Annotated in this window: 14 protein-coding genes and 2 tRNA genes; 8 read left to right on the plus strand and 8 right to left on the minus strand. The window is 53.3% G+C overall.

Annotation, left to right across the window (positions count from 1 at the left end):
• Nucleotides 1–42: 42 nt before the first annotated feature.
• A complete protein-coding gene (locus BZG72_RS02060; RefSeq protein ID WP_077578575.1) occupies nucleotides 43–939 on the plus strand; it encodes a TIGR01777 family oxidoreductase in 897 nt (298 codons plus the stop codon).
• Between the two features lie 114 nt (nucleotides 940–1,053).
• On the opposite strand, the gene BZG72_RS02065 is transcribed toward BZG72_RS02060, so the two are convergent.
• On the minus strand, nucleotides 1,054–3,495 hold the full coding sequence (locus BZG72_RS02065) for an ABC transporter permease (RefSeq protein ID WP_077665970.1): 2,442 nt from the start codon (nucleotides 3,493–3,495) through the stop codon (nucleotides 1,054–1,056).
• Entirely contained in the window at nucleotides 3,485–4,171 is a 687-nt protein-coding gene (locus BZG72_RS02070) for an ABC transporter ATP-binding protein (RefSeq protein WP_074213144.1), read from the minus strand. Before BZG72_RS02070 ends, BZG72_RS02065 begins: the two co-directional genes overlap by 11 nt.
• On the opposite strand from BZG72_RS02070, the gene tesA reads away from it, so the two are divergent.
• The 3 genes from tesA to BZG72_RS02085 all read left to right on the plus strand — a co-directional run bounded on the left by tesA (nucleotide 4,170) and on the right by BZG72_RS02085 (nucleotide 6,926).
• Nucleotides 4,170–4,784 (plus strand): multifunctional acyl-CoA thioesterase I/protease I/lysophospholipase L1, encoded by a 615-nt coding sequence (gene tesA, locus BZG72_RS02075; RefSeq protein ID WP_077456891.1) that lies wholly within the window; start codon nucleotides 4,170–4,172, stop codon nucleotides 4,782–4,784. The genes BZG72_RS02070 and tesA overlap by 2 nt on opposite strands.
• Before the next feature lie 29 nt (nucleotides 4,785–4,813).
• On the plus strand, nucleotides 4,814–5,641 hold the full coding sequence (locus tag BZG72_RS02080) for an SDR family oxidoreductase (RefSeq protein ID WP_077666013.1): 828 nt from the start codon (nucleotides 4,814–4,816) through the stop codon (nucleotides 5,639–5,641).
• Between the two features lie 430 nt (nucleotides 5,642–6,071).
• Entirely contained in the window at nucleotides 6,072–6,926 is an 855-nt protein-coding gene (locus BZG72_RS02085) for a co-chaperone YbbN (protein WP_077665971.1), read from the plus strand.
• A 3-nt stretch (nucleotides 6,927–6,929) separates the two neighbouring features.
• Here BZG72_RS02085 and cueR read toward each other — a convergent pair whose 3' ends face one another.
• Entirely contained in the window at nucleotides 6,930–7,391 is a 462-nt protein-coding gene (cueR, locus tag BZG72_RS02090) for a Cu(I)-responsive transcriptional regulator (protein WP_077665972.1), read from the minus strand.
• 103 nt (nucleotides 7,392–7,494) lie between these two features.
• Here cueR and BZG72_RS02095 point away from each other — a divergent pair, with 103 nt between their 5' ends.
• Entirely contained in the window at nucleotides 7,495–10,308 is a 2,814-nt protein-coding gene (locus BZG72_RS02095) for a cation transporter (protein ID WP_077665973.1), read from the plus strand.
• 12 nt (nucleotides 10,309–10,320) lie between these two features.
• The gene (locus BZG72_RS02100; RefSeq protein ID WP_077665974.1) at nucleotides 10,321–10,758 is read left to right on the plus strand and encodes a DUF411 domain-containing protein; all 438 of its coding nucleotides are present in this window, start codon (nucleotides 10,321–10,323) and stop codon (nucleotides 10,756–10,758) included.
• 247 nt (nucleotides 10,759–11,005) lie between these two features.
• Here BZG72_RS02100 and BZG72_RS02105 read toward each other — a convergent pair.
• Both BZG72_RS02105 and BZG72_RS02110 read right to left on the minus strand, forming a co-directional pair.
• Nucleotides 11,006–11,082, minus strand: a tRNA-Pro gene (locus tag BZG72_RS02105).
• Nucleotides 11,083–11,223: 141 nt separating this feature from the next.
• Nucleotides 11,224–11,300 (minus strand) — tRNA-Pro (locus BZG72_RS02110).
• A 308-nt stretch (nucleotides 11,301–11,608) separates the two neighbouring features.
• On the opposite strand from BZG72_RS02110, the gene BZG72_RS02115 reads away from it, so the two are divergent.
• Nucleotides 11,609–11,746 carry a DUF3149 domain-containing protein gene (locus BZG72_RS02115; RefSeq protein WP_046073685.1) on the plus strand — a complete coding sequence of 46 codons (138 nt, stop codon included), beginning with the start codon at nucleotides 11,609–11,611 and terminating at the stop codon, nucleotides 11,744–11,746.
• 145 nt (nucleotides 11,747–11,891) lie between these two features.
• Complete coding sequence (gene smrA, locus BZG72_RS02120; RefSeq protein WP_077578581.1) at nucleotides 11,892–12,476, plus strand: DNA endonuclease SmrA; 585 nt, start codon at nucleotides 11,892–11,894, stop codon at nucleotides 12,474–12,476.
• Nucleotides 12,477–12,545: 69 nt separating this feature from the next.
• Here the strand turns inward: smrA and BZG72_RS02125 are convergent, their stop codons facing one another.
• From BZG72_RS02125 to ushA, 3 genes are all read right to left on the minus strand, one after another.
• The gene (locus BZG72_RS02125; protein ID WP_046073686.1) at nucleotides 12,546–13,163 is read right to left on the minus strand and encodes a LysE family translocator; all 618 of its coding nucleotides are present in this window, start codon (nucleotides 13,161–13,163) and stop codon (nucleotides 12,546–12,548) included.
• 17 nt (nucleotides 13,164–13,180) lie between these two features.
• Nucleotides 13,181–13,654, minus strand: a complete 474-nt coding sequence (ybaK, locus tag BZG72_RS02130; RefSeq protein WP_077658817.1) for a Cys-tRNA(Pro) deacylase — start codon at nucleotides 13,652–13,654, stop codon at nucleotides 13,181–13,183.
• A gap of 98 nt (nucleotides 13,655–13,752) precedes the next feature.
• Nucleotides 13,753–15,426: a bifunctional UDP-sugar hydrolase/5'-nucleotidase UshA gene (gene ushA / locus BZG72_RS02135; protein ID WP_046073860.1), complete on the minus strand. Its 1,674-nt coding sequence runs from the start codon at nucleotides 15,424–15,426 to the stop codon at nucleotides 13,753–13,755.
• Nucleotides 15,427–15,568: the final 142 nt, after the last annotated feature.

Here is a 15,568-nt window from a genome sequence, read left to right on the forward strand (position 1 = left end):
CGTTAGTAATAATCACCATTACTCGACGTTAGGACATCAGGCATGAAACTCTTAATCACTGGCGGCACTGGCCTGATTGGTCAGGCGTTAATTCCACGCTTGCTGACCGAGCATCAGATCACTGTGTTATCCCGCTCCAAGCAAAAGGTCTCCCAGTGCTTTGGCGATAAGGTCACCCCGTTAGAGCGGCTTGATGACCTCCCTCACCTCAATGATATTGATGCCATTATTAATTTGGCGGGTGAGCCGATTGCCGATAAACGCTGGAGTGAGCAGCAAAAAGGGATTATCTGCACCAGTCGCTGGGGGCTAACCGAAAAACTGGTGGAGAAAATTCATGCCAGCAGCACCCCACCACACACCTTTATTAGCGGCTCGGCAGTAGGCTATTACGGCGATCAGCAAGATCGCAGCTTTGATGAGACCTTGGTGGTCCATGCCGATGATTTTGCCCAACATGTGTGTCATCAGTGGGAGAAAATTGCCTTAAAAGGCGCGTCGCAACAAACGCGGGTGTGCTTGCTGCGTACCGGCGTGGTGTTAAGCGCTGAAGGTGGTGCGCTAAAGCGGATGATGCTGCCGTATAAACTCGGGTTGGGCGGCCCAATTGGCAAAGGCCAGCAATACATGCCGTGGATTCATATTGATGATATGGTCGGTGCGATTATCCATCTGCTCAACACCCCTGAGCTCAAGGGGCCGTTTAATTGCACCGCGCCAGAGCCGGTCACCAATAAACGTTTTAGCCAGGCCCTCGCCCGTGCCTTAAAACGCCCGCATGTGTTCTTTGTCCCCACACTGGCAATTAAAACCATGATGGGCGAAGCCTCGCATTTGCTGCTCGATAGCCAGCGCGCCCTGCCTCACGCACTCGAGGATGCGGGCTTTCAATTCCAGCACCCCAAGGTGGAAGAAGCGATGCAGTCACTTTTTAAATAGCGGCCCTTTCCTTTCACACAGCGTGTTGCTTGCTAGCCGTTCTGCACAAAAAAGCGGGTATCAATTTTCTTGATACCCGCTTTGTTATCGACGAATCAGATATGTTTTATCGCGTTAACGCCGTTGCGGGTCAATCAGTTTACGCAGCATCGAGGCGACCGTGACAAACACCAGCGCCACCGCCAACACAGGCAACACCGCCCAGAGCTCAGGATGCAGACGTACTTCCATTTCAAAGCCCCATTTCAGCAGGCCGACCATCGCCGCTTCTGCGCCAAGCACCGCCATTAAGCCCGATACAAAGGCCATCACGCCGTATTCGCTCCACAAGGTGCGTTGAATACGGGTGCGGCTCGCACCCAAAGTGCGATAGAGGTTTATCTCCTGCTGGCGTTCGCTCAGGCTGATACGCAGCAAAGTCAGTAGCAGCAGCAAGCCGCTGATCACCGCCAGCCCCGCTAATACCGAGAGCGACAAGCCAATTTGACGCAAAATCGACTGAATACGGCTGCTCATGGTGCGCAAATCAAGCAGCGTGACGGTCGGATACTCCCGTGCCAAGCGATTGAGCAGCGGGGTTTGTGATTCATCGAGCCTGAAGCTCACCAGCCAGTTGGCCGGTTTGTCGGCGAGCGTCTCGCGGTCGAAAATAAAGTAGAAGTTAGGCCGCATATTGCGCCACTCGACTTCACGAATCGAGTTCACCATGGCGGTAAAGTCTTGGCCGGTCACGCTAAAAGTCAGGCTGTCGCCAATCTCAATCTCCAAACGCTCGGCAATGTCGGCCTCTACCGACACGCCATTCTCGGTTGGCCAGTCCCCGGCAATCACCTCGTTGTGTGACGGCAAGCTGTCACGCCAGGTAAAGTTAAGCTCGCGGCGCAAGGCCTCATCCGCTTCATCGCGCTCGGCCTCGTCGGTTGGGATCTGGTAACGCTCACCGTTTTTGCCCACCAGCCGGCCACGCACGATGGGGTAGGCATCGGAGCGCATTAGGCTGGCTTCGTCGAGTTCACCCACATAGTCTTGCTGCTCACTCGGGGCGATATTCAGCGCAAACACATTAGGCGCATCGGGCGGCAGCATCCGTCCCCAATCGGCGAGCAAGTCAGTGCGCAGCAGCCAGATAATCGCCAAGAGCATAAAGGAGATCGCGAGCGCCCCTAACTGCACGCTGCTAGCCAGTTTGTTGCGGGTAATTCGGCTTAAGGCGAGCTTGACCGACGGCGCACGCACCCGTGATTTCACCAACCTAAGCAGGCCTAACCCTGCCAGCGCCAGCAAGACGATCATCACCGCCATCGCCCCCAGCACTGTCCATAGCAAGGTGTTGTCAAACGCCCACAGCGCAAGCGCCCCCACCGGTATCGCAATCAAAACAGCCGCGGTGCCACGACGGCGACGTCCGATGGCAGCCTGCGATTGCACGGCGGCCAACGCGGGCGCATCCAGCAGTTTAAGCAGCGGCACCCCCAAGGCTGGCAGCGCCACCAACAGCGCGACACCGGGCGCAAGCACCCAAGGCACCCAGCCATAGCTTGGTAATGGCGAGGGCAGCACATCGGTCAGCGGCAACCGCAAGAGCACTTCGAGGGTGTAACCCGCCGCTAACCCCACGGCGGTGGCAAGGACAAACAATAAGGTTAACTGCCGAGCCAACCAGCGCCGCACCCATTGCTGGCTAGCGCCGAGGCTTTTTAGCATCGCCACCAAGTCCGCACGGCTTTTGGCATAGTGCTGACAAGTTAAGGTTAACGTCGCCGCGGCCATCACAATCACCAGCACCACGGTTAATGACAAGTACTGACGGCTGCGATCCAGCATATCGCCGGTGCGATCGGAGGTATTTTCATCCACCCAGCGCTCGCCATCTTGCAGCGTATAGCTGGCTTTAGCCGCACTTAGGCTGGGCTCGTCACCGGTTAAAAAGTAGCGATAACGCACGCGACTGCCTTCGCGCACCACGCCCGCAGCCGGCACATCGGCACGGTGCATCATTACCGCGGGCATTTGGCTAAAGGGGTTAAACGAGAGTTCCGGCTCGGCGGCCAAAGTGCCGCTCACATTTAAATCGAGGTTACCAATCGACACGGTGTCACCGGGTTTGACGCTCAACAAGCTAAACACCCGCTCAGACAGCCATAGCTCACCAGGTTGAATGCGTCGGTCACCGCCAATCGCTTGGCCGTTTTGCTCCAGCACCAAGTCGCCACGCAGCGGATAAAGGCTATCCACCGCTTTCACGCTCACCAGCTGCATTTTTTGCTCGCTAAACGCCATGGTGCCAAAGCGGGTTTGGGCAGATACCGTGGCGCCGGCTTGTTTAAACGCATCAATTTGTTCGGTGTTAAGCGGCTGGCGAGTGCGCAACACGGTGTCGGCGGCAATCAGGTTACGCCCTTGCTGGGTGAGCACATTTTCAATGCGGTCGGCCAATGCCGACAACGCAAACACACAGGTGATGATCAGTGCCAGCGCCACCGCCACTGGCCAAATTTGCCCGTGTAACAGTTCGCGCCACGCCCAGCGGTTGAGTAGTCCGTTTTTACTCGCCATTCACTCGCTCCTGTAGTTTGCCGCTGTCCATCATCAAGGTACGCTGACAACGCTTTGCCAGCGCCGGGTCGTGAGTGACCAACACCAAGGTGGTGCCATGCTTTTCGTTCAGCTCAAACAATAGGTCGATGATGGTCGCCGCGGTTTTTTGGTCGAGGTTGCCGGTCGGCTCATCGGCAAACAGCACGTGCGGACGAATAATAAATGCACGCGCCAGCGCTACCCGTTGTTGCTCCCCGCCAGAGAGTTGCGATGGCAAATGGCTTTCGCGTCCTTGCAAGCCCACCGAGGCCAGCAGTTGCTTGGCGCGGGTTTCATCTTCTTCCTCACCGCGAATGGTGAGCGGCAGCATCACGTTCTCAAGCGCGTTCAGTGACGGCACCAGTAAAAAACTTTGGAACACAAACCCCACCGATTCGGCACGAAGCGCCGCACGCGCATCTTCATCCAAGGTGGAAAGCTTGTGGCCGAGCAGATCGACCTCGCCTTCACTGGGCGTATCTAATCCTGCAAGCAAGGTCATTAAGGTGGATTTTCCTGCGCCGGACACGCCCATTAATGCAATCGACTCGCCTGCCTCGATTTGTAGCGAGACATCCTGCAGAATGGTAAGCGGCTGTTCGCGTGTCACGACATGTTTTGCAATTTTTTCGGCTCGAATAACAGGAGAGGCCATGTTACGCATCCTTACTTTGTTGTGTTTTTTGTGGGTGAGCAGTGCCAGTGCACAAACGCTCCTTGTCCTTGGTGACAGCTTAAGCGCTGGCTACCAAATGGCGGCTGAACAAGCCTGGCCTGCCAAGCTGCCGCGCGCGCTCAACGACCACGATGTCGAGGTTGAGGTGATTAACGCCAGCATTTCCGGTGACACCACCGCCAATGGCCTGCAGCGTCTGCCGCAATTATTAGAACGCCACCAGCCCGAATGGGTGCTGATTGAACTCGGCGGCAACGATGGCCTACGCGGTTGGCCATTTAATCGTATACGAGACAACCTTAAGCAATTGATCACTCAAACCCGCGCCGCCGATGCCACGCCTTTGTTGGTGCAAATCCAAATCCCGCCTAATTATGGTCAGCGCTATGCACAAGGATTTGCTGATATTTATCCTACACTGGCAGAGCAAACACAAACCCCCTTGCTGCCCTTTTTTATGGAGACTGTGATCCAAAAGCCTGAATGGATGCGTGATGATGGCATTCACCCGATGCCGGCCGCACAACCTTGGATTGCCGATTTTATGGCAGAAAAACTCGCGCCTTACTTGTCTGACGCAACCGAATCATGAATGAGGATCTTATGGACACTGCCTCACCGCTGAATAACGCCATTTTAATCACCGGCTGTTCTACCGGCATCGGCTATGCCTGCGCCAAAGCCTTGCATGAGCAAGGACACACGGTGATCGCCAGTTGCCGAAAGGCTGACGATGTCAGCCGTTTACAGCAAGAAGGCCTAACTTGTATTCAGTTAGATGTGTCAGACACGGCCAGCATCAACCAAGCGGTCGACACCGTCGAGCAAATGACAGGCGGCAAACTCTTTGCACTGTTTAATAACGGCGCTTACGGCCAACCGGGCGCGCTGGAAGATTTGCCCACCGACGCCTTACGCGCTCAGTTTGAGACCAATGTGTTTGGCTGGCACCATTTAACCCAAGCCTTGTTGCCGATGCTGCTTAATTATGGCGAGGGACGCATTGTGCAAAATAGCTCGGTGCTGGGTATCGTGGCATTGAAATACCGCGGCGCGTATAACGCCAGCAAATTTGCCCTCGAAGGCTGGACCGATACCTTGCGTCTAGAGCTCAGCGACACGCCGATTAAGGTGAGCTTGATTGAGCCCGGCCCGATTGAAACCGCGTTTCGTGCCAATGCACTCAGCGCCTTTAAACATTGGGTAGACCCTAATAAAAGCCGCCATCACCAGGCCTACCAAGCCCAACTTGATCGCCTTGCGGCAGACGAAGGTGGCAACAAATATACGTTGCCCGCTGACGCGCTTGTCGCACCACTGACGCATGCCTTGTTCTCACCTCGCCCCAAAATACGTTATCGCGTGACTCAACCGACAGTGTGGATGGCAATCCTCAAACGGCTCCTTCCCAGCCGCTGGCTGGATCGGGTCTTGCTCAAAGGCGGTTGATGCAACAGCGAAAAAAACGCCAAAAAAGCGTGGTTGCTGTCGCATTTGTCATACGTTTGTCATAGACGAGCGCTAATCTGACCGTCACTGGTGGAAAACGTCCGTTAGAACATTATCCGCCAATAACGCAACACCCTCGATAACAATCATAAAGGAGCCGGCTGATGACCTTGCATCAATTGAACTGGCTCTGCTTGAGCGTCGCTTTGTGCGTGGTGCTCGTGTTGTAACTCGCACTTGTTTTGTAATGACTTCGCTTGCAGACCGACGAAATGAGCCACCCTCCGGTGGCTTTTTCGTTTTTTCTCTTTTTAATCCCTTTCGCCTTTGGTCAGAACCGTAATAACACGCCCAAATACACGCCCAGTTGCTTGAATTTCTGCACGTTTGCCCCCACCCTTAAAGCAAATCCACTTGGTCAGGATCCATGATGAACGCAAACTATATCGTCGAATTAACCGAGCATAATTTTCAGCAGATTCTCGAGTCGTCGTCTCGCACGCCGGTGCTGGTGTACTTTTGGGCAAGCATGATGCCCGAAAGCGTGGAGCTTAAACCCACGGTTGAACAAATTGCTCACGACAGTCACGGCAACTTCACACTGGCGACCATCGATTGCGAAGCGCAGCAGCTGATTGCCGCGCAATTTGGCGTGCGTGCGCTGCCAACCCTGGCGCTGTTTAAAGACGGTCAACCTGTGGATGGCCTCGCTGGCCCGCAAAATGAAGAAACCGTACGCGAGATGCTGAACAAGCACCTTCCAAGCCCAGAAGATCAAGCGTTCGAGCAAGCGCGTCAGCTTATGGCCGAAGGCAATTACACCGATGCTTTGGTGATTTTAAAGCCGCTGGAAACCAGTCACGGCGATAAGGGTGAGTACAAACTGGCGATGGCGGAATGCTTGGTCGAGACTCATCAGTTTGATGCGGCGCAAGCGCTGCTGGATACCGTGCTGATGCAAGATCAAGATGCCACCTACAAAAGCTTGGTCGCCAAGATTGAGCTGCATAACCAAGCGATTGATGCGCCTGAAATCCGCCGTCTTCAAGCTCAACTCGAAGAAAACCCAGACGACGCCAGCGTCGCCTATGAGCTGGCAGTGCAGTTCAATCAGATTAATCGCAGTGAAGAAGCGCTGGAGCTACTGATGAACATTCTTCGCCGCGACATGAATCATGCCGAGGGTGAAGCTAAGAAAACCCTGATGGACATCCTTACCGCGCTCGGCCAAGGCAATGAGGTGGCGTCGCGTTATCGTCGTCAGCTCTATTCGCTGCTTTACTAAATGTTAGTTTGTCACGGGCGATTCATCCCCTGATGCACAACAACTTGAGGGGCTGGCGTCCAACTCGCCTAGCTCACTGTCACCGCGCAGTGCTTCGATAATCGGGCACTGCGCGTCACTATCGCCCGGACAAGCCTGCGTTAAGGCGTGCAGTGTGGTTTTCATTGCCGCCAGTTCTGCCATTTTCTCATCAATCTCTACCAATTTTGTCTCGGCGCGCGCTTTGACATCGGCACTGCGTAACGACGGATCGCGCGACAACGCTAACAAATCCGCACTTTCTTCTAAGGTAAACCCCACCAGTCGCGCCCGACGGATCATTTTCAGCTCACTCACGTGCTGCGCGCGATAGTCCCGATAGCCATTCTCCGCCCGATGCGGCGGGGTGATCAGCCCTTTTTGTTCGTAAAAGCGAATGGTTTTGCTAGTTAGGCCGGTTTTCTCTGCCACTTGTTGAATTTTCATTTTGCTCGCTTGACCTTCCAGTAGCTATAAGGTTTACAGTTTAGCCTAACGAAAATTGCGACAATCGCCAACATCGAATCATGTCAGGCGATAAGGAGAGGCAATGACTACCACCGACACTAATATCACCTACTACACATTGCCGCTTAGTGGTTTAAGCTGCCAAGGCTGTGTGAAAAAAGTGACAAAAGCACTTGAGGGTATCGACGGGATTCGTATTGAAGAGATTGACACCCAGTCAGTGTCGTTAGAGGCCCTGGGTGAAAGCACCGAGTACCCACTTCGCCAAGCGGTTACCGCGATTGAAGCGCTCGGCTATCAGGTCGGCGAGCATTATCACTTGGCCTTAAGTGGGCTAAACTGCGGCCGTTGTGTGGCCAAAGTCGAAGCAGCGCTGGACGAGCAGCCCACGGTGTTTTCTCATTCGGTGAGTAAAACTGAGGCTCATGTACACACCAGTTTAAGTGCTGATACGCTAATTAAGCTGGTTGACCAGCTCGGCTATCAGGCTGAGCTTGCCACCGACGATAACCAAAGCGCTCACACTGATCATGAAGCAACCTCAGACATGGACAGTGATACAGAGTCAGGGGCCGAGCCCAGTGACAGTGCACACAACGGCTCCGCCGCCTCTCACTCTGAACAAGCGCATTCATCCAGCGCTGACACCGCGAAAGCAACTTCCAACGTGAGCCGTCAGCAATACGTTTTATCGGGGATGACCTGTGCCAGCTGCGTAAGCAGTGTGGAAAACGCCATTAGTGGCGTTGATGGCGTGGCCAATGTGAGCGTTAATCTGGCCGAACGCAGTGCGATAGTAAAAGGCAATGCCTCACCTGATGCTATCGTTGACGCGGTGGAGAACGCTGGCTACGGCGCAGAAAAAGTCGAGGATGATAATGACCGCCGCGAGCGCCAGCAGCACCAACAAGCCGCCGAGTTAAAAAACTTTAAACGCAGTACGATAGCTGGCTTAGGTCTTGGTGGCCCAATTATGGCTTGGGGGATAGTCGGTGGCAGCATGACCATTCAATCCAGCCAAGATCAGTGGGCGTGGGGCGCGGTAGCCATCCTTACCCTCTTGCTTTTGGCTACGGGTGGCCGTCACTTCTTTGCCAATGCTTGGCAGGCACTGAAGCACAAACGTGCCACCATGGATACCTTGGTGGCACTCGGGACAGGCGCAGCATGGCTGTATTCTACCGCCGTCGTCGTGGCACCGGCATTATTCCCTGAACAAGCACGGCATGTGTATTTTGAAGCCTCAGCGATGATCATTGGTTTGATTAGCCTAGGCCATGCGATTGAGGCACGCGCACGTGCCAACACCTCCAAAGCGCTTGACCAGCTGCTTGATTTGCAGCCGCCCACGGCGCTGGTTATCGAGAACGGCCAGGAGACAGAGCGTCCGCTTGATGAAGTCAAACAAGGGATGACGCTTAGGGTAAAACCGGGGGCGAAAGTGCCGGTAGATGGCGAAGTGGTCGAAGGCAGCAGCTATATTGACGAGTCGATGCTCACAGGTGAGCCCGTGCCGGTCAGCAAACAGCAGGGAGACACGCTGCACGCGGGGACAGTCAACCAAAAAGGGAGCTTGACGTTTAAAGCCACCGGCGTCGGTAGCGATACCATGCTGGCGCGTATTATCGATTTGGTGCGCGAAGCCCAAAGCAGTAAACCTGAGCTGGCCAAGCTTGCCGATCGCATTTCCGCGGTGTTTGTGCCCATCGTAGTGGCCATTGCGCTGATCACGGCAGCTATCTGGTATGTTGTCGGCCCTGAGCCGTCGGTCAGCTATATGCTCGTCACCGCCACGACCGTGCTTATTATCGCGTGTCCGTGCGCGCTTGGTCTCGCCACGCCTTTATCGGTGACTGCTGCGGTGGGTCGCGCCGCCGAGGTCGGGGTATTAATTCGTGATGCGGACGCGCTACAAACCGCCGCCAAACTCCACACGATAGTGTTTGATAAAACCGGAACATTGACACGCGGCCAACCCGAAGTCACCCATGTAAAAGCGATTAACGGTGACCAAGAACGTTTAATGGCAATCGCCGCCTCGCTGGAGCAGCATTCTGAGCACCCGCTGGCGCAGGCTATTGTTAATTATGCCAAGGCACAAGATCTCTCACTGCCAACATCAAACGACTTTAATAGCGAATCTGGCAAAGGGATCCAGGCGCAGATCGATGGGGCGCGCTACTTCATTGGTAACCAGGCGTGGATGGACGCACAAGGGATCGAGACTGCCTCCCATCAAAGCGACATCGACGCCATGACCCAACGTGGCGAGACCGCCATCTATCTTGCCAATACAGACAGCGTGCAAGCGCTGATTGGCGTCAGTGACCCTATTCGTGACGATGCCATTGAGGCCGTTGCCAACCTGCAAGCGCAAGGGCTCGAAGTGATCATGCTCTCTGGTGACCATCCTGATACCGCCAATGCCATTGGTCGTCAGCTAGGCATTGATCATGTGATTGCAGGTGTGCTTCCCGATGGTAAGTCCGAGCAAATTCAAGCGCTACAACAGCAAGGCAAGCGTGTGGCGATGGTCGGCGATGGCATTAACGATGCCCCTGCACTCGCACAAGCCGATGTGGGTGTCGCCATGGGCAGTGGCAGTGATATTGCCATAGAAAGTGCGCAAATCACCTTGATGCACCAGCACCTGGGGGCATTGGCCAACGCGATTGCTTTGTCTCAAGCCGCCGTGCGCAATATGAAGCAGAACCTCTTTGGGGCCTTTATTTATAACACCTTAGGGATCCCAGTCGCGGCCGGCATCCTCTATCCCTTCACTGGCATGTTGCTCAGCCCAGTTATCGCAGGGGGCGCGATGGCGCTGTCTTCGATTACGGTTGTCACCAACGCCAATCGACTACGTTTTTTCAAAATAAAATCAGACGATAAGTAACAAGGAGCGATAATGAAGCGTTTACAATTACTTGCAGCAACCGTGGGCCTGATGAGTGCCTCAGCGATGGCCGCGAGCGGCGTGGTGTATAAATCGCCCAGCTGTGGCTGTTGCGACGATTGGGTTGAGCACATGGAGCAAGCCGGCTTTGAGCTGGAGGTTAAACCGCACAACAATATGGCGGCCATCAAACAAGAGATGGGCGTGCCTGCCGACATGCAATCATGTCACACTGCACGCATCAACGGCTACGTGATTGAGGGCCATGTCCCCGCGCAAGAAGTGAAAAAGCTCCTTGCCACCCATACAGGCTATGAAGGTCTCGCTGTCGCCGGCATGCCGATCGGCTCGCCGGGTATGGAATATGGCGATCGTCACCAGCCATATACGGTGATGGCATTTGACGAAACAGGTCATACTAAGGCTTTCCAGCACTATCCTAAGCCTTAAGCACTCACCTGCAATAAAACGAAAAAACCCCAGCCAAAAGGCTGGGGCTTCTTGTTGGTCGGTGAAGAGGGATTCGATTGGACCGGCTTCCGGCCCCCGACTAAATGCGCTCTCCACTACCCGAATAGTGGTCGGTGAAGAGGGATTTGATGCGACCGGGCTTCCGGACCCCGACCCTCTGCAAGCATAACTCCGATGCTCCATTTTGAAATGAAAAAACCCCAGCCAAAAGGCTGGGGTTTTGCGTTGGTCGGTGAAGAGGGATTCGAACCCCCGACCCTCTGGTCCCAAACCAGATGCGCTACCAAACTGCGCTATTCACCGTTAATGCTTTTTACGTCAACCAAGTAACCTTGGATCACTCAGTTTTAAAATAGTGGTCGGTGAAGAGGGCTTTGATGGGGCGGCCCCCGCGCGACCGGGCTTCCGGCCCCCGACCAAACGCGCTCTCCACTACCTAAATAGTGGTCGGTGAAGAGGGATTCGAACCCCCGACCCTCTGGTCCCAAACCAGATGCGCTACCAAACTGCGCTATTCACCGACATCTCTGACAAGTTTTACGAATAGGTACCAAACTTGTCAAGCAGCTTAGTATGCGTTTAAGTGCATCCTGCCTGCTGAGGTCGCCTATCATACTCAAGCACCGAGAAACCTCAAGCCCTCGCCGTGTATTTTTTCACTTAAGCGCATTAAACGGTGAAACTCGCATCAGTTGCGCGCAGTTTGTGATCGGATCGTTGTTAACAAATGTTGATAATTTGTTCGACATTTCTCTTGATCCTGATCAGTATTCAACCCGCTTCCTATTGGCATCCTGACCCTACATTAACGGACACGAGGGTACAGACTATGGACTTTTGGCTTGATCTACTTTTCGGCAACGCCGTGGGCTTGTCATCCATGATTGTCATCATCTGTACATTTGGCCTGATCAGCTTTTTCGGCGGCTATTTTGTCTACAAAGTGATGACTTCCAAACCTCAATAACCTGTTTTATTGCCTACCTATCTTTAAGCATAATTGCTTAACCTGGAGTTGCATGGTTGGTCACAGAGTGTGGCTCTAGGTTTCTTTTTTTATTTTCGTTTATACTGTCCCCAAATGACTCCACGACGCACATGGCACTGTAGTGATGAGTGATAAAAACGAGTTTGAGCTGTTTCGAGAAATGATGTCAGATGTGGCGCCCATCAAGCAGGACAAGGTTGAGGAGCAAACAGGCTCGCATCAGCCCACTGAGGCCCAGCTTGCACGCCAACAGGCCGCACAGAAACTGGCAAACAGCGATCCTGAATACCTGTCACTCGAGTACGCCCAGATGGTGAAGCCCGACGAGGTGATGGCTTACAAACGCGATGGCGTACAGGATGGCGTGTTTCGTAAACTAAGACTGGGAAAATATGACGTCAACGCAAGGCTCGACCTGCATAAGATGTCATTGGAAAAAGCCCGAGATGAAATTTTACGTTTTTTAAAACAATGCCAGCGTATGGATGTGCGCACCGTGATTATTGTGCATGGAAAAGGCGAGCGCAGTAACCCACAGGCAATGATGAAAAGCTATGTCTGTCAGTGGCTACAACAAATTTCAGATGTGCTCTGCTATCACTCGGCACTCCGTCATCAAGGCGGCACCGGTGCGTTATATGTGATGCTCAAAAAAAGCCAAGAGAAAAAGCTAGAGACCCGCGAACGTCACTTAAGCCACCGCCCTTAAAAGCAAAAAGACTGGCCACTTGCCAGTCTTTTTATTAACGCGTCCGTTTGTTGCTTCTGGCTCGCCTCACTATTGCAGCGTAACCACCACACGCACTGCCAGCGCAATCAATACCACACCTGACAGCTTATCGACCCACGCGCCGTGGTGACGTAGCTTGTCGACAATGGCAGGGCTGGATAACAAAAAGGCTATCAAGGTGTACCAAAGCCCATCAATCAATAATGGCGTCAGCACAATCACACTACGACTAAATAAGTCCGTGCCCACCGCAACAAACTGGCTAAACAAGGCAATAAAAAATAGTGCCAGCTTTGGGTTGAGCATCGAGATCATCGCCCCATCGCGTGCCGCCTCGCCTAAACTGGCGGGTTGTCCCGCTTCTAATTTAGCTGCCACCCCGCCTTTACTGAGCAATGATTTCACTCCTAGCCAAGCGAGATAGCCAGCGCCTGCGTAGGCAATGACGGTAAAAAGCAACGGGGATTGTTTAAAGATAACCGCCAACCCTAACATCGTAATTAGCGCGTAGAGGCCAACCCCCAAGGCATGCGCCCATGAAGCCACAATGCCATGTAAGCGACTATTGGCAAGGCTATGCTTTGCCATTACCACCAAGCTCGGCCCGGGCGACATCGCCCCAAGCATGCAAACCAACGCGAGCGACGCCCAAATGGTAAGAGTCATCTGTGTCTCCTTCTTATTTATTCGCCAATCGCGGCATATTGCCCCGCCGTCAAAGACAGCAGATCGTCCGGTGAGAGTTCGATTTCCAATCCACGCCGCCCAGCACTGACACAAATAGTCTCAAACTGCTGCGCGGAGCTGTCGACAAGCGTCGGTAGCCGCTTTTTCTGGCCTAGGGGGCTGATCCCTCCGACCAGGTAGCCTGTTGTGCGCTGGGCCACTTGCGGATCGGCCATGGTTGCTTTCTTGCCACCCGCGGCTTTGGCAGCGGCTTTTAGGTTGAGGCTACCTTTGACGGGGACAACCGCCACCGCCAGCTGCTTGCTGTCACCATTAATACAAAACAATAATGTTTTGAATACCCGAGCGGGGTCTTGCCCTAACGCTTGGACAGCTTCTTCACCAAAGTTAAGGTTATTGGGATCGTGCTGGTACTGGTGAACTTCAAACGCAATGCTTTGTTTTTCTGCTAATTTGATTGCAGGCGTCATCGTTTTTGCCACTTATTTGTAAACCCGTCACTAATGATTACATAAAAAAAGCGGCACCGCATCGGTACCGCTTTTTCTTCTGGCAATCTTACATCCGTTTATTTGTAAACGATCTCACCTTGTGGCGCATAGTCGTTGACATCGATTGGGCTGTTGTCTTCCAGATAGTCTTTCAATACTTCTGCATCAACAAAGCCAGTATTGACGTTACCAGGGTGGTTAGTCAGTTTTGGATAACCGTCGCCGCCCGCAGCGTTAAAGCTTGGCACGGTGAAGCGATAGGTTTTATCCATATCAATAGGCTCACCGCCAATCTTCACGTCATGGACTTTACCGTCTTCAACGACCATCGACAGACCCGCGAATTGCGCGTAGGCACCCGAATCAACTGGCTTGGTTCCCACCACATTGAGGTAATCCATCACTTCTTTACCGCTCATGTCGGTATAGGTGACCATATTGCCAAACGGCTGCACTTTGAGCACGTCTTTATAGGTGATGTCACCGGCAATGATAGAGTCACGCACACCGCCTGAGTTCATGACCGCAAAGTCTGCTTTGGCGCGCTCCATGTGAGCGGTGGCAATCAGACGGCCTAGGTTGGTCTGCTGGAAGCGCACAATGTTGCGGTCGCCCACTAGCTTGCCGTTGCTTTCGGCAATTTTGACGCTCAGCTTCTCTTGGCCTTTGTCCTGGTAAGGCTTCAAGAAATCATACAGCGCTTGGTCTTTTTCAATTTCATCTTGAATAAAGACGCGTTTTTTCTCGCCATCAACCTTAATTTTCTTCTTCAGGTTCACCGGGATTAGGTCATAGCTAACAAGGCTAAGGTCGCCGTTTTGGAATTCAAATTCCGCTTTACCTACGTACTTACCCCATTCATGGGCTTGCATAATCCACGCGCCATTTTGTTGGTCTGGTGTACATGCATCCCCAGGCTCGAAGCTCTTGTTATACATGTTCGGGCCTTCCATACACACAGGCTCTTGTGAGTGGCCGCCGATGATAAGGTCGAGATCACCGTCATCCATGTAACGTGCTAGCGCCACATCGCCTGGGGCATTCACGCCGCTCTTACCGTCGGCATAGTGACCCATATGGGTCGCGGCGATGATGATGTCAGGCTTCTCGGTTTCTTTCAGCTTGGCGATCACTTTTTTCGCTTCGGCTTTCGGGTCACGGAAGTCGAGCGAGCCAATGTATTCTGGATTACCAATTTTGGCAGTATCTTCGGTAGTCAGGCCCACAACCGCAATTTTCAGACCATTGCGCTCAAACATCTCGTAAGCCTGATACTTACGCTCACCGGTTTCTTTGTCGTAAATGTTGGCAGAGAGCATCGGGAAGTCAGCCCACTGCATTTGCTGTTCAAGCACGCTAAGCGGGTTATCGAACTCGTGGTTACCAATGGCCATCGCATCGTAACCAATTTGGGTCATCCCTTTAAAATCAGGCTCCGCTTGCAGCAAATCTGACTCTGGTACCCCGGTGTTGATGTCACCGCCCGACAGTAGCAGCACTTCGCTGCCTTCCGCTTTGGCTTCTGCGCGCAGATCATCAATTAGGGTTTTACGTGCTGCCATGCCGTATTCGCCATAGCGGTTGTGCCAGAAACGACCGTGATGATCGTTGGTATGAAGAATGGTGAGTTTATAAGTGGTATCTGGCGCCCAACCTTGCTCTTGTGTCTCTGAACCAGAGTTGGCACAGCCTGCCAATGATGCAATTAATGCAGCGCTGACCGCTGCCTTTAAACAAAGACGTTCCTTCATGATCATAGACCTTTTTAGCGATGGATAAACCACCATCGACATCATTGTCGGTGGTTATAAAACGCTATCTAGTCTAAAAGAATTGATGCTATGGTGCTGAGTGATTTCATATTTTTGTTGCTACGATCACCTTACAACGCCT

The organism is Salinivibrio sp. PR6 (assembly GCF_001995955.1).
Lineage (GTDB): Bacteria > Pseudomonadota > Gammaproteobacteria > Enterobacterales > Vibrionaceae > Salinivibrio > Salinivibrio siamensis.